This window comes from Lentzea alba (assembly GCF_047445655.1).
Lineage (GTDB): Bacteria > Actinomycetota > Actinomycetes > Mycobacteriales > Pseudonocardiaceae > Lentzea > Lentzea alba_A.
Genome location: NZ_JAJAEG010000013.1, coordinates 62,899 through 81,321, shown reverse-complemented (window position 1 = coordinate 81,321; position 18,423 = coordinate 62,899). Strand labels below are relative to the sequence as shown.

20 protein-coding genes are annotated in these 18,423 nt (G+C 67.4%); 8 read left to right on the top strand and 12 right to left on the bottom strand.

What is annotated here, in order from left to right; translation table 11 throughout:
* Positions 1-2: 2 nt before the first annotated feature.
* On the bottom strand, positions 3-671 hold the full coding sequence (locus tag LFM09_RS22280; protein ID WP_414098453.1) for a hypothetical protein: 669 nt from the start codon (positions 669-671) through the stop codon (positions 3-5).
* A 150-nt stretch (positions 672-821) separates the two neighbouring features.
* Between LFM09_RS22280 and LFM09_RS22275 the strand changes: the two genes are divergently transcribed.
* From LFM09_RS22275 to LFM09_RS22265, 3 genes are read left to right on the top strand one after another with little or no spacing between them, the layout of a single operon-like run.
* The gene (locus LFM09_RS22275; protein ID WP_414098452.1) at positions 822-1,334 is read left to right on the top strand and encodes a beta-class carbonic anhydrase; all 513 of its coding nucleotides are present in this window, start codon (positions 822-824) and stop codon (positions 1,332-1,334) included.
* A gap of 25 nt (positions 1,335-1,359) precedes the next feature.
* Positions 1,360-2,229, top strand: a complete 870-nt coding sequence (locus tag LFM09_RS22270) for an A/G-specific adenine glycosylase (protein ID WP_414098451.1) — start codon at positions 1,360-1,362, stop codon at positions 2,227-2,229.
* Between the two features lies 1 nt (position 2,230).
* The gene (locus tag LFM09_RS22265; RefSeq protein ID WP_414098450.1) at positions 2,231-2,740 is read left to right on the top strand and encodes a 2'-5' RNA ligase family protein; all 510 of its coding nucleotides are present in this window, start codon (positions 2,231-2,233) and stop codon (positions 2,738-2,740) included.
* On the opposite strand, the gene LFM09_RS22260 is transcribed toward LFM09_RS22265, so the two are convergent.
* Positions 2,689-3,453: an alpha/beta fold hydrolase gene (locus LFM09_RS22260; protein WP_414098449.1), complete on the bottom strand. Its 765-nt coding sequence runs from the start codon at positions 3,451-3,453 to the stop codon at positions 2,689-2,691. The two genes, LFM09_RS22265 and LFM09_RS22260, sit on opposite strands and share 52 nt — an antisense overlap.
* On the opposite strand from LFM09_RS22260, the gene LFM09_RS22255 reads away from it, so the two are divergent.
* Genes LFM09_RS22255 through LFM09_RS22245 form a run of 3 tightly spaced genes read left to right on the top strand, consistent with a single transcriptional unit; the run spans position 3,452 to position 6,022 of the window.
* Positions 3,452-4,906, top strand: a complete 1,455-nt coding sequence (locus LFM09_RS22255) for a M1 family metallopeptidase (protein ID WP_414098448.1) — start codon at positions 3,452-3,454, stop codon at positions 4,904-4,906. The two genes, LFM09_RS22260 and LFM09_RS22255, sit on opposite strands and share 2 nt — an antisense overlap.
* A 10-nt stretch (positions 4,907-4,916) precedes the next feature.
* Positions 4,917-5,228, top strand: a complete 312-nt coding sequence (locus tag LFM09_RS22250; RefSeq protein WP_414098447.1) for an antibiotic biosynthesis monooxygenase family protein — start codon at positions 4,917-4,919, stop codon at positions 5,226-5,228.
* Positions 5,228-6,022: an SIR2 family NAD-dependent protein deacylase gene (locus tag LFM09_RS22245; RefSeq protein ID WP_414098639.1), complete on the top strand. Its 795-nt coding sequence runs from the start codon at positions 5,228-5,230 to the stop codon at positions 6,020-6,022. The genes LFM09_RS22250 and LFM09_RS22245 overlap by 1 nt, the downstream gene beginning before the upstream one ends.
* On the opposite strand, the gene LFM09_RS22240 is transcribed toward LFM09_RS22245, so the two are convergent.
* Positions 5,994-7,016, bottom strand: coding sequence for an endonuclease/exonuclease/phosphatase family protein (locus LFM09_RS22240; protein ID WP_414098446.1), 1,023 nt, complete (start codon positions 7,014-7,016; stop codon positions 5,994-5,996). The genes LFM09_RS22245 and LFM09_RS22240 overlap by 29 nt on opposite strands.
* A 73-nt stretch (positions 7,017-7,089) precedes the next feature.
* On the opposite strand from LFM09_RS22240, the gene LFM09_RS22235 reads away from it, so the two are divergent.
* Complete coding sequence (locus LFM09_RS22235) at positions 7,090-7,740, top strand: DUF6928 family protein (RefSeq protein ID WP_414098445.1); 651 nt, start codon at positions 7,090-7,092, stop codon at positions 7,738-7,740.
* Between the two features lie 98 nt (positions 7,741-7,838).
* On the opposite strand, the gene LFM09_RS22230 is transcribed toward LFM09_RS22235, so the two are convergent.
* From LFM09_RS22230 to LFM09_RS22205, 6 genes are all read right to left on the bottom strand, one after another.
* The gene (locus tag LFM09_RS22230; RefSeq protein WP_414098444.1) at positions 7,839-8,162 is read right to left on the bottom strand and encodes a hypothetical protein; all 324 of its coding nucleotides are present in this window, start codon (positions 8,160-8,162) and stop codon (positions 7,839-7,841) included.
* A 59-nt stretch (positions 8,163-8,221) separates the two neighbouring features.
* Positions 8,222-9,058, bottom strand: a complete 837-nt coding sequence (locus tag LFM09_RS22225) for a hypothetical protein (RefSeq protein ID WP_414098443.1) — start codon at positions 9,056-9,058, stop codon at positions 8,222-8,224.
* A 2-nt stretch (positions 9,059-9,060) separates the two neighbouring features.
* A complete protein-coding gene (locus LFM09_RS22220; RefSeq protein WP_414098442.1) occupies positions 9,061-10,191 on the bottom strand; it encodes a WXG100 family type VII secretion target in 1,131 nt (376 codons plus the stop codon).
* A gap of 7 nt (positions 10,192-10,198) precedes the next feature.
* Entirely contained in the window at positions 10,199-10,513 is a 315-nt protein-coding gene (locus LFM09_RS22215) for a WXG100 family type VII secretion target (protein WP_414098441.1), read from the bottom strand.
* On the bottom strand, positions 10,510-11,127 hold the full coding sequence (locus tag LFM09_RS22210) for a YbaB/EbfC family nucleoid-associated protein (protein ID WP_414098440.1): 618 nt from the start codon (positions 11,125-11,127) through the stop codon (positions 10,510-10,512). The genes LFM09_RS22215 and LFM09_RS22210 overlap by 4 nt, the downstream gene beginning before the upstream one ends.
* Before the next feature lie 230 nt (positions 11,128-11,357).
* Complete coding sequence (locus tag LFM09_RS22205) at positions 11,358-13,919, bottom strand: ATP-dependent Clp protease ATP-binding subunit (RefSeq protein ID WP_414098439.1); 2,562 nt, start codon at positions 13,917-13,919, stop codon at positions 11,358-11,360.
* A 320-nt stretch (positions 13,920-14,239) separates the two neighbouring features.
* Between LFM09_RS22205 and LFM09_RS22200 the strand changes: the two genes are divergently transcribed.
* The gene (locus tag LFM09_RS22200) at positions 14,240-15,037 is read left to right on the top strand and encodes a (2Fe-2S)-binding protein (RefSeq protein WP_414098438.1); all 798 of its coding nucleotides are present in this window, start codon (positions 14,240-14,242) and stop codon (positions 15,035-15,037) included.
* A 378-nt stretch (positions 15,038-15,415) separates the two neighbouring features.
* On the opposite strand, the gene LFM09_RS22195 is transcribed toward LFM09_RS22200, so the two are convergent.
* From LFM09_RS22195 to LFM09_RS22185, 3 genes are read right to left on the bottom strand one after another with little or no spacing between them, the layout of a single operon-like run.
* Complete coding sequence (locus LFM09_RS22195) at positions 15,416-16,213, bottom strand: ABC transporter ATP-binding protein (protein WP_414098437.1); 798 nt, start codon at positions 16,211-16,213, stop codon at positions 15,416-15,418.
* Positions 16,210-17,262 (bottom strand): FecCD family ABC transporter permease, encoded by a 1,053-nt coding sequence (locus LFM09_RS22190; RefSeq protein WP_414098436.1) that lies wholly within the window; start codon positions 17,260-17,262, stop codon positions 16,210-16,212. Before LFM09_RS22190 ends, LFM09_RS22195 begins: the two co-directional genes overlap by 4 nt.
* Positions 17,259-18,251 (bottom strand): FecCD family ABC transporter permease, encoded by a 993-nt coding sequence (locus tag LFM09_RS22185; RefSeq protein ID WP_414098435.1) that lies wholly within the window; start codon positions 18,249-18,251, stop codon positions 17,259-17,261. Before LFM09_RS22185 ends, LFM09_RS22190 begins: the two co-directional genes overlap by 4 nt.
* Positions 18,252-18,423 lie beyond the last annotated feature (172 nt).

Below are 18,423 nucleotides of genomic sequence, written 5' to 3'. Positions count from 1 at the left end.
GTTCACCATTCCAGCCTGAAGACAACGGGTGAGCTGGCCTTCCCGGCCAGCTTCGCCACCAGCAGGTAGTCGCCGGGGCCGACGCGGGTGTGCGCGCCACACCCCGGCTTCGAGGTCGAGCCCGCCCACTTCGTGCCGTAGTTGAAGACTTCCTTCGGCTGCATGACCCGCACCTCGGACCCGTTGGCCGCCAGGCAGTGGTTGCTCGACCACAGCTGGGTCTGGCCGTCCGCGGTGAGCACGATGAGCTCGCGGTGCTGCCTGCCGATGTCCTTGATGCACGGCGCCGGGCCGTTGTTCGCCACGTCCATCGACAGTTCCGGCTGGTCACCGATGGTGTAAAAGGGCTTGTTGGCCTTCGCCACGACCGCGATCACGTCTTCTGGACAGGGCTGCGGCGGCCCGGGAGGCGGTGGCGGCGGGGTGGTCTCCGTGGGCGACGGCGGCGGAGTGGTCGACGAGGACGACGCCGCGGCCTCCTCGGACATGCTGGGCGGCGGGTTGGAGGACGACGTCGCGGCCGCGTTCGTCGGCTGGGCGGTCTCGTCGTCGGAGCTGAACATCCCCACGATCCAGATCAAGAGCACCAGTGTGACCAGCGCTGCCCCGATCGCGGCGATGCGGCGGCGCCAGTACACCGAGGACGGCAGAGGTCCTGTGGGCTCGATCACGGCCCGAACGTAGCTCGACCAGCTGGAATCCAGCGGTAGGCGAGCATCGCTCGATCCGGTGAACGTGATATTGACCCTCTTCCCCTTGTGAACGCCTGCTAACTCCGGTTCCAATCGGTGCGGGGTCCGCCGGTAGGCCATGGAGGTGTCATGACCGCGATCGACGAACTGCTCAAGCGGAACTACGAGCTCGGGAACGTGGTTCCCGGAGACCGTTCGTCCGCGAAGCCGTCCCTGCAGGTAGCCATCCTCACCTGCATGGACTCGCGCATCCGGGTGTTCGAGATCTTCGGGTTGAAGCAGGGTGAGGCGCACGTGCTGCGCAACGCGGGTGGTGTCGTCACCGACGACGCGATCCGGTCGTTGGCGCTGAGCCAGCGCAAGCTGGGCACGCGCGAGGTGCTGCTGGTGCACCACACGAACTGCGGCCTGGAGATGGTGACCGAGGACGACTTCAAGGACGAGCTGGAGGCCGACACCGGTCTGCGGCCGACCTGGGCCGTCGAGGCGTTCAAGGTCGTCGAGCAGAGCGTGCGCGGATCGATGGCGCGCCTGCGTCGCAGCCCGTTCATCCCGCACACGGACAAGATCCGCGGGTTCGTCTACGACGTGCACACGGGCGAGCTGCGCGAGGTCGACGCGGTGGGCACTCAGGCTGCCTGATTCGCTTGCGCCACAATGGCGCACGATGAATCACGAGTTGTTGCTTGGCTGGTGGGACACCGCCGCGCGCGACCTGCCGTGGCGGCGTCCCGACTGCACCGCTTGGGGTGTGCTGGTCAGCGAGATCATGCTGCAGCAGACGCCGGTTTCCCGCGTCGAGCCGATCTGGCACGAGTGGCTGTCGCGCTGGCCGGTGCCTTCGGCGATGGCCGCCGCCTCTCAGGGTGAAGTGCTGCGGATGTGGGGCAAGCTCGGGTATCCCCGGCGCGCTCTGCGGCTGCACGAGGCTGCCACGGCCATTGCCCGCGATCACGGCGATGTCGTGCCGTCGGACGTCGAAACGTTGGAGTCGCTGCCGGGCATTGGCAGCTACACGGCTCGTGCTGTGGCCACGTTCGCGTACGGGCAGAGGTGCGCTGTCGTTGACACGAACGTCCGCCGGGTTGTCGCGCGGGCGGTGCACGGTGCCGGTGATGCCGGACCGCCCTCGACCAAGCGCGATCTCCGTGACGTCGAGGCGATCCTGCCGTCGGGTCAGGAGGACGCGGCGGTGTTCTCCGCGGCGTTGATGGAGCTCGGGGCGTTGATCTGCACCGCCAAGAACCAGAAGTGCGCGGACTGCCCGTTGTACGACGAGTGCGCGTGGCAGCTGGCTGGGCGCCCTGCCTACGCGGGGCCGGCGAAGAAGGTGCAGCAGTTCGCGGGGACCGACCGGCAGGTGCGGGGCAAGCTGCTGGACGTGCTGCGCGGTGCACCCGGTCCGGTGCCCAAGGCGCAGCTCGACATCGTCTGGAACGACATCACGCAACGAGAGAAGTGCCTGGTCTCGCTGCTCGACGACGGTTTGGTCGAGCAGACGCGCGACGGCCTGTTCGCGCTACCGGGAGAGCACTGACATGCACGCGCTGGTGGCGTTCTTCGACGACGAGGCGGACAAGAAGGTCCGCGACCTGCAGCGACGCATCGGCGCTCGTCACGAGTACCCGCCGCACCTCACCTACGCCGTGGCGAGCACCATCGGCCCGAAGGTGCGCAAGGAGCTGCGCGAGGACCTCGAACGGCTGTGGATGCCGGACCTCTACCTGCACTCGCTCAGCACGTTCTCGACCGTCGACAACGTGCTGATGCTGGCCGCCGTGGTCGACACCGAGCTCCTCGCCGTGCACTCCGCCATTCACGACGTGCTGGCGAGCAACGTGAAGAACCCGAGTGCCTACTACCTGCCGGGCAACTGGGTGCCGCACTGCACTCTCGTCCAGGGCGTCGACGACTCCGCGGTGAAGGCCGCGTTCGCCGCGGTGTTCCCGGTCGAGCCGATCCGCGCGAAGGTCCGCGAGGTGTCGATCGTCGACACTCAGACCGGCGAGATCGACGTGCTCAAGAAGGCCTCCACCGCACCTCGGTAGACCCACGGCGCGGTGGCGTGCACGACGTGGCCAGCCTCCGGGACGTAGAGGTACCGGCCGCCCGACCTGCGCGCGGCCTCTTCCATCTGGCCGGGGAGCTGGCCGCCCTGACCTGCCTCGATGACCAGTGACGGGCACCGGACGTCGTCGATGAGGTCCCAGTACGCCCGCGTGCCCCACTCGGCGGCGATCTCGTAGAGGTCGTCCATCTCGGCGATCAGGTGCCAGCCGTCCGCGCGTTCCTCGAAGTACTCGGCGAACAGCGGCGAGCCGAAGAACGACGTCACGTGCGCGAGCGACTGGAACGGCACCGGCCACGCGTCGAAGAACCACTTCCACTCGTCGATCGTCTTGCCCCGGTTGTCCGGGGCGAAGTCCTCGACCACAATCGCGCGGACCAGGTCCGGACGGGTCGCCGCGAGACACCACGCGTGCAGCCCGCCCATGGAGTGCCCGATCACCACAGCGGGTCCGAGGCCGAGGTCCTCGATCGCCTTCGCGGCGTCGGCGACGAAGTCCTCGGAGCGGAACGGCCCCCGCTGCGGGTTTCGGCCGTGCCCGCGCTGGTCGATCCCGACCACGCGACCGAACGGCTGCAGCCACTGTGCGACCGGCCACCAGGCAGTGGCCCTGCTCATCAGGCCGTGCAGGAGCAGCACGCCTTGACCCGTTCCGCCGAACTCCACCACCGACACAGGGATGATTAAACGCATGAAGGCCCGCCCCTACCTGATCGCCCTGGTGTTGCTCGTGCTCGTCGCGGGTCTGCTGGTCGTGTTCCGCACGCCTGGCGGTGACCCGGCGCAGCAGCAGCGCCAGGAGACGTCACCGCAGGCCGCCGTGGAGGCCGGTGCGGGTGCGGGCGACGCCTACTACCCGACGGACGGCAACAGCGGCTACGACGTCACGCTCTACGACCTGGCGATCACCTACGACCCCGGTTCGAAGCAGCTCGACGGCGTCGCCAAGGTCACGGCCGTGGCGTCGGACGACCTGAGCCGGTTCAACCTCGACCTGGAAGGCCTGCAGGTCCACGAGGTGCAGGTCGGCGGTCAGCCCGCGAAGTTCGTGCAGGAGGGCGACCACGAGCTGGTGATCACGCCTGCCGCGCCGCTCGCGAAGGGCAAGCCGTTCACCGCGGTCGTCACCTACGGCGGCAAGCCGACCACGATCAACGATGCCTCGCTGGGCCGCAGCGGCTGGCAGATCTCGTCGACCGGCGGCGCTTTCGCCGCAGGTCAGCCGCACTCCGCGACGACCTGGTTCCCGGCCAACGACACCCCGCGCGACAAGGCGGCGCTGAAGGTCGCAGCCCGCGTGCCCGACGGCTGGACCGCGGTCTCGAACGGCCTCGAAGGTCCCGTGACGCGTGATGGCGGCTGGACGACGTTCAACTGGTCCGAGGAGACTCCGCTCGCGACGTACCTGGCCACGGTGGCCGTCGACAAGTTCGAGATCGTGCGCTCGAAGCTGCCCAGCGGCGCGCCGGTGCTCGACGCGTACGCCCCCGGCACGTCCGGTTCCAAGAAGCCGATCCAGGCGCGGCTGCCGGAGGTCCTGACGTTCCTGGAGACGAAGTTCGGCCCGTACCCGCAGCGCGCGGCCGGCAGCATCTGGGTGGCCGACCAGATCGGGTTCTCGCTGGAGACGCAGACCCGGCCGATCTACGCGTCGTGGGCGGACCTGGAGACGGTCGTGCACGAGAACGCCCACCAGTGGTTCGGCGACTCGGTGACGCTGGAGAACTGGGCGGACATCTGCCTGAACGAGTGCCTCGCCTCGTACTCGCAGTGGCTGTGGCTGGAGAAGGAGGGCGCGGACCTCGACCAGCGCTACCGCGGCCGGGTCGACGAACTGCGGGGCCGGTCGTCGTTCTGGGCGCCGAAGCTCTACGACATGGGCAAGGGCAACGAGTTCCGGGGCGTCTACGACAAGGGCATCATGGCGATGCACGCGCTGCGCAAGCAGGTCGGTGACGACGTGTTCTTCAAGGCGCTGCAGTCGTGGACCGCGACTCATCGGGACTCGAACGCCTCGTGGCCGGAGTTCGAGGACCACTTCAAGAAGGCTTCTGGCCAGGATCTCGGCGGGTTCTTCAACGCCTGGTTCCGGTCGTCGGGCATTCCGGAAGATCAGTACCTGCTGCCTGTCGGTGTGCGCCGCTAGTGTGGGTGTCATGGCAGTCGTGAAGATCAACGCGATCAAGGTCCCCGAGGGCAACGGCCCCGAGCTGGAGAAGCGCTTCGCCGCCCGCCTCGGCGCGGTCGACGGCCAGCCCGGCTTCCTCGGCTTCGAGCTCCTGCGCCCGGTCGCCGGCGAGGACCGCTACTTCGTCGTGACGCACTGGGAGACCCACGAGGACTTCGTGGCGTGGCGCACCGGCAGTGCCGGCGAGGCGGCGCACTCCGGTGAGCGCGCGAAGCCCGTGGCGTCCGGTGCCGACCTGCTGGAGTTCGAGGTCGTGCTGGGGAGCAAGCCCAAGCAGTGATCGACCAGGCTTACGACAGGGCCGCCGAGCTGATCGCCGGCGCGGACGCGTTGCTCGTCTGCGCCGGTGCCGGCATGGGGGTCGACTCGGGTCTGCCGGACTTCCGCGGCACCGAGGGCTTCTGGCGGGCCTATCCGCCGTACGAGCGCCTCGGGCTGAAGTTCGAGGAGATCGCCGATCCGGTGCACTTCGCCGACGATCCCGAGCTGGCGTGGGGTTTCTACGGCCACCGCTTAGGTCTGTACCGCGCGACCGTGCCGCACGAGGGCTTCGAGATCCTGCGTTCGTGGGGTGCCCGCGTGTTCACGTCCAATGTGGACGGACAGTTCCAGAAGGCGGGCTTCACGGACGTCGCCGAGGTCCACGGTTCGATCCACCACGTCCAGTGCGTGGAACCGTGCACCGACGAAATCTGGGAGTGCTCGTTCGACGTCACCGTCGACCCCGAGACGATGCGCGCGATCGGCCCGTTGCCGTCGTGTCCCAACTGCGGCGGCTTGGCCAGGCCCAACATCCTGATGTTCGGCGACTGGGGCTGGGTGCCGCACCGCAGTCAGGCCCAGCTGGACGAGCTGACCTCGTGGCGGCGGACGCGGCGGAACCTGGTCGTGATCGAGATCGGTGCCGGCACCGCGGTCCCGACCGTGCGGCGTCAGGCCGAGCTGGCGAGCGCGGCCAACGGCGGGTTGATCCGGATCAACATCCGCGAGCCGGAGGTCCGGCACGGCCGCGGTGTGTCGTTGCCGGTCGGCGCGTTGGAAGCCCTCACAGCCTTGGCACGACGAACTGCGTGACGACGGCCCGGTGATCACTGCCGGGCACGTCGAACACGTCCACCGTGTCGACCGGGCACTTCGCGTCCACCAGCACGTGGTCGATGGTGACCGGCGGCGGCCAGATCCCGCTGTTGCTCGGCCACGTGTGGATCAGACCCTTGCCGACCTGGTCGGCGGCGTCCACGTACCCCTTGTTCAGCAACCGCGTGATGCCGACGTGGTCGAGCGTGGCGTTGAAGTCGCCCGCGAGCACCCTCAGCGCGCCGGTGGAGTCCGGCACGGGCAGCCCTGCGAGCTCCCGCTGCCACGCCTCCGGCCCCGCGATCACGACAGGCGGCAACGGGTGCACCGACACGACCTCGATGTCCTTGCCCGGCAGGTCCACCAGCGCCCCGGCCTGCTGCAACGTGCCCGGCGGGGTGAGGTTCCGCTGCGTGAGCGGGTACCTCGAGGCGATGCCGCTGCCCGACCCGCCCGGCTCGTCGAGGAAGACCCGGTTGGGCAACACCTGGTTGAGACCGGCGCGGTCGAGGTCGCGCACCATCTCCGGCGTCAGCTCCTGCATCGCCAGGATGTCGACCTTGCGGTTCCTGACCTCCCGCACGATCGCTTCCGCGTCCGCGATGCCGGTGAGCAGGTTCGACGTCATCACCCGCACCGGCTGCCCCACGCCGTTCGGCCGTGAGTCCGGGAACGTCCGCGGCACCACGTTCGCGACCAGCACGACCCCCACCAGCGTCATCACCAGCCCGATGGCCCACCGCTTGCGCAGCAGCGCTCCGAGCCCGATCAGCAGGCCCAACACGGTGATGTACGGGGTCAGCGACGTCGTGGCGATCATGTACCGGGTGCCGTCGATGCCGAGCAGTCTGATGAGCGCGGCCGCTACGAACGCGATAGCGCAGATGACCAGCAGGAACGTGGCGAATCCGCTCCATGGTGCCTTCACCTCGGTGGTGACCACGTCGTGCAGTGTCGCCGAGCGCTCGTCAGTCTCCGGTGTGGTCCCCACGATTGGGGGACGGTTGGCACCGAGGTCCCGTTGCCTGCCGGAACTGTCAGACCCCTCCGGCATCCTGTTTCTCGTGGGAGCAAACGACTGGATGCTCGTGTACGCGTCCACGGACGTCAGCACGGTGCTGCGCACCTGCCCGGAGATCGACCGCGAGGCCACCCGCGCGTTGATCGAGCGGCTGTACCCGTCGCACGACATCCACCCGATCACCGACGGCACGCTCCGCGACTCCGCCGCCCCACCCGATGGCGAGGTCTACGCCGCCGTCTTCCCAGGCGTCTCGATCGTCTGCACCCGCGACGCCGCGGAAGACACCCCGTCCAGCCTGCCACCGAGGTTCGTTCAGGAGGCCGCCGGCCGCACGCTGTACCTGCACGCGAAGTACGGCGATCGGGCCTACGCCTGGGCGATCTGGTCGCGCGACGGCACCCTGCGCCGCTCGTTCAGCTTCTCGTGGGACAACGACGCCGGCTGGATCGAGGACATCGGCGCTCCCCTGGCGTTGGAGAAGCTGAACTACGCGGAATACGAAGACGAGGACGACGACTACCCGGTGGAGCCCCCTCTCGGCGAGGCCGAGGCGGTGCTCCAGGGGATGTTCGGCTTCAACTACGAACGCAAGGTCGAGTACGACGACCCCGTCCCGGAGTACATCGATCTGGCCGGGTTCGCCGTGATGCCCCGGCTAGGCAGCAAGGTCACGTGGCTCCACGCCAGATAACCGGTCGAGCGTCTCCAGGATCATGTCGACCGCGAACACGAGCCCGTCGGCATCGATCTGCCCCTGGCACTCCGTGTGGACGAACCCGCCCTCGAAGGTCAGCGGGAAGAACTCGTGCGGCACTTCCCGGCGCTGTCGGCCAGCCACCCCTGCTCGATCGACACCTCGGTGACCCGCACGTGCCACGACCCGCGCCGGAAGTCCAGCGTGAGCTCGGGCCGGGACTTCGCCCGCTGAAGCCTCGGCGACCACGCACCGGCCCCGTCCGGGCCGGTCAGCGTGCCGCCGAGGCTTTCCGCGAGTGCCGTCAGCGCAGGGGTCTGCGTGACGAGCGCCCGATCGCGTTCATTGGCGAACCAGCGAGGCTGCACCACGAAGTAGCCGACGATGAACACGACCACGGCGGCCGCGAGGATCACCATGTGCCCTCCGGTTGTTCGGCTTCACCCCAAAGACGCGGCCGGGCAGTGCGCTCGTTGAGTCAGAGAGCCGCCGCGGGATGCCTCGGCCGCGCGCCGGGCATGCGGTCGAGGAGTCCGACGATCATGTCGACCACGACCATCAGGTCATCGGGGTAGATGTGGTCGTGCACAACCAGGTACACGAAGCCCGACTCAAAGGTCAGGGACATCCTCTTGGCCCAGATGGGCAGGCTCTCCTCCTGCTCGATGAGCCAGTGCAGCGCGTCGAAGTTCAGCTCTCGTGCAGCCGCCGCGGGATCGCTGCCGTACGCAGAGAACTCCTGGTCCATCGGCGACAGCAACGGCACCGGAGCCCACTCGGCGTCGTCGCGCTTCACGGTCGTCGGCTTGTAGCTGACGAACTCCTTCCACTTGTCCTTCAGCCGGCCGGGCGACGACGGTGAACCGTCGGAGTTGTACTTGCTGGGACGGTTGGTCTTGATCGGCGCCAGGCGAGCGGTGGCGACCTCGATGCGGTGCTCCTGCATCCAGCGCACACCGAAGCCACGAGTGTCGTACCGGACCGATGCCTCGGTCACGCGCACGTGCCATGCACCGCGTTGGAAGTCCAGAGACAGGTCGAACTGCCGCTTCGAACGCAACGCGATCGAGAACTCGTTCTCGAACGGCTTGCGGAGCTCGGCCGTCCACATCGCGGCCTCGTCAGGACCGAGGACCTTTCCACCGAGTCGCTGCGCCAACGGGGTCAGCGCGGCGATCTGAGCGTCCCGCCCCTTCGCGTGGTTGCGGAAGTGGAGCCAGCGCCGCCCGACCAGGAAACCGATCACGACGGAGAGCCAGATGAGGAAGTGCGGAGTGAGGACGTACTCGTTCCAGATCTTCAACAGAAGGTCCATGATCAGATGTCCAGAAACCCTTCGATGCGCTGTTTCCCGTGATCAGTTCCGGTTGCGCCGGACTCGGCAGCCTTCTCCCGGAGGGCCTGGTTTCGAGCGCCCTTCTCATGGGCCCCGTTGACCTGAGCCAGCGCCTCGTTGCCGACCGCGTCACCCATCGACTTCCAGAAGCCCTGCTGCATCCGTTCGCCGACGATGCCGTCGTGGCTGTTCATCCTGTCGACCGGATTGCTCTTGAACCTGTCCCACTTCGACATGTCCTTGAGCTTGTCGGTCGCCTCCTGGCTGCGAACCTTCTTGTCCGCCATGGCCTTCTTGAAACCGCTGCCGAGGTTCTTGGCCTTGCTCGCCAGGTTCCGCAGGAAGTCCATGATCTTGGTCAGCAGCTGCTTCAGCTTCGCGATGATCCGCGAGACCCGGCTCGCGGTGGAGGCGACCCGGACGCCGGTCGCAGCACCCGCGGCCGCCGTCGACGCGCCACAGCTCGGCACGGCGGCGGCCAGCGCGGGAATCCAGATCATGATCAGCCAGGTGATCAGCTCGGAGATGATCGCCTTGATGACGTCCTCGATGACCTGCATGACCATCGACGACATCAGCAGCAGTTCGGCCAGTTCTCCGGCTTGGTGCGCGACGCCGTCGATGCCGTGAGCGAACTCGCCCAGCTTCGTGGCGGCCGACTCCGAGGCGCTGCCGCCCCAGCTCGTCACGGTGCTCTGCAGGTCCTCGGTGAACCTCGTGCTGAGGTCCGAGATGCCCTTGGCGATCTCACCGAAGTTCTCACCAGCCTGCTGCAACGCAGGACCGTCACCGCTGACGAAGTGGATCCAGTCCTCGAGCGGCTGCACGACGCTGATCAGGAAGTTCAGACCCTGACCGACCAGCCAGCCGATCGGGTCCATCACCATGCCCTGACCGAACTCGACGACCGAGGTGACCAGCGCGCTGCCCTCGGAGGTCAGGCCGGCGACGCCTCCGGTCTCACCCGCCTCCCCCGCGGCTTCCTTCGCCTTGACGAAGTTGCCGTAGATGGGGATGTTCTCGATCGCCTTCTCGCCGAGGTCCTTCTCCCCGACCTTGATCTTGATCTCGTTCTCGCCGCCCTTGTCGGCGTAATAGGGATCTTCAGCCATGGCGGCGCTAACCCCTCTCGACCTGGATGCCGTCGAGGATCTTCTTCAGAGCCTCTTCCTGGTCCGCGTAGCCCTGCGCGGTGTCGCGGAACTTCTCCGCACCGGAGTCCAGCCCCTCCGTCATGGCCTTCATCGTGTCCTGGAGGTCCTTGAGCATCTGCGTGTACTGCTGCTTCACGAAGATGCCGACCACGCCCCACGACTTGTCGCCAACGTCCGCCTTGTCCACGAGAGCCGCGACCTGGCTGGCGAAGTTCTGATGACCCTGGAGCTGACCCGCGAACTCGCGCAGCTCGTCCGGGTTGACGCTGAACCCGCTCATCGGCCGTCCTCGTCGTCGTAGAGGCTCAGGAAGCGGCCGTCCTGTTTGGACGGAGCGGCCGGAGCCTGCGGCGACCTGTCGTCCCAGGAGTTGCCGCGCATGACGTTCTGCTGGGAGAAGTCCTCCGGCGGCTCAGGCGCGGGCCTGCGTGCAGGCGGCGGCTGCCGGACCTGACCGGGCTGCGGTGCCGGTGGCGCGGCAGGCATCGGCGGGCGCGGCGGATGTGCGGCGGCAGGCGGCAGCGGCGGTGGTGTGGAACCGTCGGCCGCGGTGGCGGCGCGGAGGTCCTCTTTGGACATTCCGAACAGTTGGGCCTGGGTTTCCAGGACCTGGTCGGAGAGCTTCATGTCGGTGCCGATGGCGCCCTCGACGATGCCGGCTTGGCGGCGGGCTGCTTCGGCGACGGCCTGCTGCAGCGTTGACATCAGTTCGGCGGCCAGGGCTTGCGGTGATCTGCGCATGGCCTGGTCCGTCAGCCTGATGGCCTTGATGGTGCCGGACGGGCCTGCCACGACTGTCACGGCGCGGTCGGCCGAGGTTGCGACGGCTTCCATCTCGGTCAACTGTTGCTGCATCTCGCCGATGTTGGCGAACTGCTTGTCCACGTGTTGCATGCGAGCTTGGAACTGCTCGAACTGAGCCACGAGCTGCTCAAAGGCGGCCGACGGCACTAGCGAACCTCCCCCAGGACTTCCACTTTCCTCACAAGATCGCGAGCCATAGTGGCAGGCACTGTTCCAGTTCGCGGCGAAACGGCCTAATCGATGCGGCCGAGTGACCCGATCAACAACGAGAACGGCCCCCAGGCCGGAGCCTGGGGGCCGTTCTCTTCTCAGCTGCTAGATCACTCGGTCTCGGTCGCCGGAGCGTCCTGCGGCTCGGTGGCCGCGGGGGCTGCCAGGTCGACCGGCGGAGCGTCCGGCACGCGGTTCGGCTTGGCCTCGCCGCGGAAGACGAACTTCGCCTTGTCGTGGTCGTCGGACACGCCGTCCCAGCCCTCGACGTCGGTGATGATGATCTGGCCCGGCTGGATCTCGCCGAACAGGATCTTCTCCGACAGGGTGTCCTCGATCTCGCGCTGGATCGTCCTGCGCAGCGGGCGAGCGCCCAGCACCGGGTCGAAGCCGCGCTTGGCCAGCAGGGACTTCGCCCTGTCGGTCAGCTCGATGGCCATGTCCTTGTTCTTCAACTGGGCCTCGACGCGGGCGATCATCAGGTCCACCATCTTGATGATCTCGTCCTGAGTCAGCTGGTGGAAGACGATGATGTCGTCGATGCGGTTGAGGAACTCGGGGCGGAAGTGCTTCTTCAGCTCGTCGTTGACCTTGTTCTTCATGCGCTCGTAGTTGGACGCGGTGTCCTGACCCGAGGTGAAGCCGAGGCCGACGGCCTTGCTGATGTCCGATGTGCCCAGGTTCGACGTGAAGATGATGACGGTGTTCTTGAAGTCCACCGTCCGGCCCTGACCGTCGGTCAGGCGGCCGTCCTCCAGCACCTGGAGCAGCGTGTTGTAGACCTCCTGGTGGGCCTTCTCGATCTCGTCGAAGAGAACCACGGAGAACGGCTTGCGGCGCACCTTCTCGGTGAGCTGGCCGCCCTCTTCGTAGCCGACGTAACCGGGAGGGGCACCGAAGAGCCGCGACGCGGTGTACCGGTCGTGGAACTCGCCCATGTCGATCTGGATGAGCGCGTCGTCCTCGCCGAACAGGAAGTTCGCCAGCGCCTTCGAGAGCTCGGTCTTACCGACACCGGACGGGCCGGCGAAGATGAACGAGCCGGAGGGGCGCTTCGGGTCCTTCAGGCCGGCGCGGGTGCGGCGGATCGCCTGCGACACGGCCTTGACCGCGTCGACCTGGCCGATGATCCGCTTGTGCAGCTCGTCCTCCATGCGGAGCAGACGCGAGGTCTCCTCCTCGGTGAGCTTGAACACCGGGATACCGGTCCAGTTGGCGAGGACCTCGGCGATCTGCTCGTCGTCGACCTCTGCGACGACGTCCAGGTCACCGTCCTTCCACTGCTTCTCCCGCTCGGCCTTCTGGCCCAGGAGCTGCTTCTCCGCGTCACGGAGCTTCGCCGCGCGCTCGAAGTCCTGCGCGTCGATCGCGGACTCCTTGTCGCGACGCACGTCCGCGATCTTCTCGTCGAACTCGCGCAGGTCTGGCGGCGCGGTCATCCGGCGGATGCGCATGCGAGCGCCCGCCTCGTCGATGAGGTCGATCGCCTTGTCCGGCAGGAACCGGTCGTTGATGTACCGGTCGGCCAGCGTGGCGGCGGCGACCAGCGCGGAGTCGGTGATCGAGACGCGGTGGTGCGCCTCGTACCGGTCGCGCAGGCCCTTGAGGATCTCGATCGTGTGCTCGAGCGACGGCTCGCCCACCTGGATCGGCTGGAAGCGGCGCTCCAGCGCGGGGTCCTTCTCGACGTGCTTGCGGTACTCGTCGAGCGTGGTCGCACCGATCGTCTGCAGCTCACCGCGAGCCAGCATCGGCTTGAGGATGCTCGCCGCGTCGATCGCGCCCTCGGCGGCACCCGCACCGACGAGCGTGTGGATCTCGTCGATGAACAGGATGATGTCGCCGCGCGTGCGGATCTCCTTGAGAACCTTCTTCAGGCGCTCTTCGAAGTCACCGCGGTAGCGCGAGCCCGCGACCAGCGAGCCGAGGTCGAGCGTGTAGAGCTGCTTGTCCTTGAGCGTCTCGGGCACCTCGCCCTTGACGACCATCTGCGCCAGCCCCTCGACGACGGCGGTCTTGCCGACGCCGGGCTCGCCGATGAGGACCGGGTTGTTCTTGGTGCGGCGGGACAGCACCTGCATGACCCGCTCGATCTCCTTGGTGCGCCCGATCACCGGGTCGAGCTTGCCCTCACGCGCCGAGGCAGTGAGGTTGCGCCCGAACTGGTCGAGGACCAGGGAAGACGAAGGGGTGCCCTCGCCACGACCGGTCGACTCCGACGCGCCCTTCTCCGTCGAGTAACCGGACAGCAGCTGCAGCACCTGCTGCCGCACCCTGTTCAGATCGGCGCCGAGCTTGACGAGGACCTGCGCAGCAACGCCCTCACCCTCTCGAATCAGGCCGAGCAGGATGTGCTCGGTGCCGATGTAGTTGTGGCCGAGCTGCAGCGCCTCGCGCAGAGACAGCTCCAGCACCTTCTTGGCGCGCGGGGTGAAGGGGATGTGTCCACTCGGAGCCTGCTGGCCCTGGCCGATGATCTCCTCGACCTGCTGGCGGACGCCCTCCAGCGCGATCCCCAACGACTCGAGCGCCTTGGCGGCGACACCTTCACCCTCGTGGATCAGACCCAGGAGGATGTGCTCGGTGCCGATGTAGTTGTGGTTGAGCATCCGTGCCTCTTCTTGGGCAAGGACAACCACCCGCCTCGCGCGGTCGGTGAACCTTTCGAACATTCGCACTCCCTGACTGCTGCGTCGGCGGTCCTCGGCTCCACCGATCTACCCTGGTGAGCGCGGCACCGTGGCTCCACTGTAGTGGGCGGTCCCGAGGCCTGTGGTTCCCATCAGCGGCCAACCGCATCCGGCAAACCTTGACATCGGCATCAACGCAGGTCGGGAGCAACGGATTCCACAGATCGGGCGATGTCCGCTCAGCGCGAACAACCAACCGTTGAGCGATACTCGTGTGACCGGGACCACCACAGGAGGCGCGACAGCGGCGATCACAGGTAAGGTAAGGCAAGCCTCATTCATTTGAGATAAGGACTTGCGCGTTGACCGTACCTGCGAGGGTCTCACAGCAGAACCCGCGTGCGCTCACGCCTCTTGCCGAGTCCATCGCCCGCCTGGAGACCGACTCCGACATCCGCTTCGGCACCCCTTCGCGCGACTGGACGATCTGCTCAGACCTCCTGGCCGAGCCCGAGGCCTTCGACCTCTGGCGCAAAGACCTGGCCGAGTGGATGGTCGAGCAGTACGGCGAATCCGACCCCCGCGCCACCGCGGGCTACATCATGGGCTGGTACCTGCACGTCCCCGGCTACCTGGCAGGCCTCCTCTTCCACACCGCCCGCCGCGTACCAACCCTGAAACCCTCAGACCTCGCGTTCCACATCTCGTCCGACGGCCGTCCACACCCGGACGGCATCTCAGTTCTCTCCGACGAGTTCGCCTGCCTCCCGGACGACCCGGCCTCGAACCACCCCGCCGCCACCGTCGTCGCCAACGAAGCAGCCCTCGCCTCTCTCCTCCGCGCCCGCTACGCAGCCCACGCCGCTCAATTCGTCGCCTCCTTCGGCCAGGTGGTCCGCTTCGGCCGCCGCCAACTCTGGGCCGCAGCAACCGACATGCTGGAATACGGCGCCTGGGCAGCAGGCCGACTCTGCGGCGACGAGAACGGCGGCGTAACCGACGCCGCCCTGCTCCTCCCGGAGAAGCTCGCCCCGTTCGTCTCAGCCTCAACCCTGCACTTCACCGAGGAGGGTTGGAAGCGCAAGCGCAACAGCTGCTGCTTCCACTACGTCCTCCCCGACGCAGAGCCCTGCACGGCCTGCCCCCGCACCTGCTCCTGATCTCTCGCGACGCCGCAGGCAAGCCGCCGACCTGCCGCCCACCGCCCTGCCGCACCACGCCGGGTGAGCCTGCACCGCCCTTACGCACCGGGTGAGCCCACTGCCCTTATGCGATGCCGAAGGCGAGCCGTCTTTCCCGAGCGGTCCCGGCGGTGACGGGACCCCCACCGCCCACACACCAACAAACCAACGCAAGCACCAACGCAACCGCCGGACGCCCAACCCAACCCAACAGGCGTGCCATCAACCCGCCCGCGGCGCTAACCCCCTGATCAGATTGCCGGGGGTCTGGGGGCAGAGCCCCCAGGGGAGGCACGCAACGCAAGGTCGCCGCCCGCAAGGCGACCACCTACGGACCAGGCGTCGCTACAAACTCACCTACGGCAACCGATGCCGCGACCCCACCGGCACCACCAGGGGCGTCCCAGAAACCGGATCCTCAACAACCCGAGCATCCAGCCCAAAAACATCCAGCAACATCGACTCGGTCAACACCTCAGACGGCGCCCCCTGAGCCACGATCCGCCCATCCCTCATGGCCACGATGTTGTCCGCATACCGAGCCGCGAGGTTCAGATCGTGCAACACCATCACCACAGTCCGCCCCATGCTGGAGTGCAACTCCTGCACCAAATCCAGCACATCGATCTGATGAGCAAGATCCAGATAGGTGGTCGGCTCATCCAGCAGCAACAGATCCGTCCCCTGCGCAAGCGCCATCGAGATCCACGCCCGCTGCCGCTGCCCCCCGGACAGCTCATCCACAGTCCGCTCGGCAAGATCCGAAATCCCAGTCATCTCCAACGCAGCATCGACAGCAGCCGCATCATCCGAAGACCACTGCCGATACCAGGCCTGGTGCGGATGCCGCCCCCGCGCAACAAGATCCGCCACAGTCAGCCCCTCAGGCGCAGACGGAGACTGCGGCAACATCCCCAACACCCGAGCCACGTCCCGAGTGGCCATCCGATCAATCTGCTTGCCGTCCAACAACACCGCACCAGACCGAGCCGGCAACAACCGCCCCAGAGCCTTCAGCAGAGTGGACTTCCCACACCCGTTGGGCCCGATCACGGCCGTGACAGTCCCACCGAGAACAGACAGATCCAGGGTGTCGACAACGAGCCGCTCCCCATACCCCACGCACAACGAGGAAGCCTCAAGACGAACACTCATACCCGAGCCTCCCGGCGACTCCGAACCAGCAGGTACATCAGATAGGGCGCCCCGAGCACAGCCGTCACCACTCCGACCGGCAGCTCAGTCCGATAGACCGTCCGAGCCACCAGATCCGACAGCACGACCAGCGCCCCACCCACCACCACAGACCCGAACAAGGGCGGCTGAGCAGTCCCAGCCAACCTCAACGCGATCTGCGGCGTGGCCAGCGCGACAAACGCGATCGGCCCAGCAGCAGCCGTGGCCACCGACGCCAACACGATCGCCACCACGATCAGGAACGACCGCGCCACGTTGACCCGCACACCCAGCCCGCGCGAGGTCTGGTCGTCGAACTGCAGCGCCCCCAGCACGTGCCCACCGATCAACGCCACCGGAACCAGCACGACCAGCGCCAAAGCCACGGGCACAACGTGCTCCCACCCACGCCCGTTCAACGACCCGGTGATCCACACCATCGCCCGCCCGGCGTCCAACACATCGCCGACCGTCAACAGGTAGTGCGTGAAGTTGCCGGCCACAGCGGTGATCCCGATGCCGACCAGCACCATCCGGAAGCCTTCGATGCCCTGCCGCCAAGCCAGCGCGTAAACCAGCAACCCGGTGAACAACCCACCGGCCAGCCCGGCCAACGGCACCCCGACCGAAGCGGCGGTACCGGTCACCACCCCGAGCGACCCCGCGAACGTGATCACCGAGACCGCACCGGCACCCGCACCCCAGGTCACACCCAGGATGTCCGGCGACGCCAACGGGTTCCGCACGATCGCCTGGAAGATCGCCCCGGACAGTCCCAGCGCGCCACCGACCAGCAACCCGGTCAGCGCCCGCGGCATCCGCAGCTCCATCACCACGAACTGGTCGCGGCGCGTGCCACCGCCCAGCAACGTGTCGATCACCTGAGCAGCGGTCAGCGGGAAGTCGCCGATCATGATGTCCGCGACCAGCAGAGCCGCCAGCACCACCAGCGACACCGCCACCACCAGCAACGGCCGGCGGCGCAGTTTGAACGAGGTGGCTCCCACCCTCAGCGCGGTCGCGGTCAAATCTTCACCAGCTTCTTGCGCCGCACCAGGTAGATGAAGAACGGCGCGCCGAGCAGCGCCATCATCACGCCGACCTCCACTTCGGACGGGCGGGCGACCACCCGGCCGGCGATGTCGGCCACGAGGATGAGCACCGCCCCGAGCAGCGCCGAGTACGGCAGGATCCAGCGGTAGTCCGGCCCGGTGAACGCCCGCGCGACGTGCGGCACCACCAGCCCCAGGAACCCGATGGGACCACACGCGGCAACGGCGCCGCCCACCAGCAGCGTGACGGCCAGGATGCCCAGTGACCGCGTCCTGTTGACGTTGACGCCCAGCGACTTCGCCACGTCCTCGCCCAGCGACAACGCGTTGAGCCCAGGTGCGTTGAACGCCGCCACCACCAGGCCGACGACCAGGAACGGCAGGACCTGGGTCAGCACGGTCATGTCCCGCCCGGCGATCGCGCCGACCTGCCAGAACCGGAACGCGTCGAGCGACTGCTGGTCGATCAGCACGATCGCGGACACCAGGCCGTGCATCAAAGCCGAAACCGCGGCACCGGCGAGCGCCAGCGTCACCGGCGAAGGCCCGGCACGCCCCGCCGACCCGAGCAGGAACACCACGACGCTCGCGATCATCGCGCCGGCGAAGGCGAACCAGATGTAGCCGACCAGCGACGAGACGCCGAGCAGGAAGATCGAGAGCACGACCGCCAGCGCGGCGCCGTGCGTGACGCCGAGGATGCCGGGGTCGGCCAGGGGGTTGCGCGTGTGGCCCTGCATCAACGCACCGCCGATACCCAGCGCGATGCCCACCGCGATGCCGAGCAACGTACGAGGGATCCGGAGCTCGCGGATGACCACGTCGTCCTCGACGCCGGTCGGCGTGAAGAGCCCGTGCCACACCCCCGCCAGCGGGATCTCCTTCGAGCCGATCGCGATGCTCGCCAGGCACACGGCGACGAGCACGATCAGCAGGAAGAGCAGGCCGAACGACCTACGACCCAAGGCCCACCCTCCTCGCTCCAGCTGAAGACAGGTAAGCCTAACCGAACTACCGCAGGTCACCGCCACGAAGGTGCGCGGTTCTGGTCACAACCGGAGAGAAACTCACGAAGAAGATCGGCGCGCAATATTGGCAACCTGTTGTTAGGTCAACCAAATTCGTTTGGGTCGGCTT

Bases quoted from the DNA above. Each gene is read 5' to 3' on its own strand.
- LFM09_RS22275 (WP_414098452.1), top strand. From the start codon at position 822: ATGACCGCGATCGACGAACTGCTCAAGCGGAACTACGAGCTCGGGAAC.
- LFM09_RS22270 (WP_414098451.1), top strand. From the start codon at position 1,360: ATGAATCACGAGTTGTTGCTTGGCTGGTGGGACACCGCCGCGCGCGAC.
- LFM09_RS22265 (WP_414098450.1), top strand. From the start codon at position 2,231: ATGCACGCGCTGGTGGCGTTCTTCGACGACGAGGCGGACAAGAAGGTC.
- LFM09_RS22255 (WP_414098448.1), top strand. From the start codon at position 3,452: ATGAAGGCCCGCCCCTACCTGATCGCCCTGGTGTTGCTCGTGCTCGTC.
- LFM09_RS22260 (WP_414098449.1), bottom strand. From the start codon at position 3,453: ATGCGTTTAATCATCCCTGTGTCGGTGGTGGAGTTCGGCGGAACGGGT.
- LFM09_RS22250 (WP_414098447.1), top strand. From the start codon at position 4,917: ATGGCAGTCGTGAAGATCAACGCGATCAAGGTCCCCGAGGGCAACGGC.
- LFM09_RS22230 (WP_414098444.1), bottom strand. From the start codon at position 8,162: ATGGTGATCCTCGCGGCCGCCGTGGTCGTGTTCATCGTCGGCTACTTC.
- LFM09_RS22225 (WP_414098443.1), bottom strand. From the start codon at position 9,058: ATGGACCTTCTGTTGAAGATCTGGAACGAGTACGTCCTCACTCCGCAC.
- LFM09_RS22220 (WP_414098442.1), bottom strand. From the start codon at position 10,191: ATGGCTGAAGATCCCTATTACGCCGACAAGGGCGGCGAGAACGAGATC.
- LFM09_RS22215 (WP_414098441.1), bottom strand. From the start codon at position 10,513: ATGAGCGGGTTCAGCGTCAACCCGGACGAGCTGCGCGAGTTCGCGGGT.
- LFM09_RS22210 (WP_414098440.1), bottom strand. From the start codon at position 11,127: ATGCAACACGTGGACAAGCAGTTCGCCAACATCGGCGAGATGCAGCAA.
- LFM09_RS22205 (WP_414098439.1), bottom strand. From the start codon at position 13,919: ATGTTCGAAAGGTTCACCGACCGCGCGAGGCGGGTGGTTGTCCTTGCC.
- LFM09_RS22195 (WP_414098437.1), bottom strand. From the start codon at position 16,213: ATGAGTGTTCGTCTTGAGGCTTCCTCGTTGTGCGTGGGGTATGGGGAG.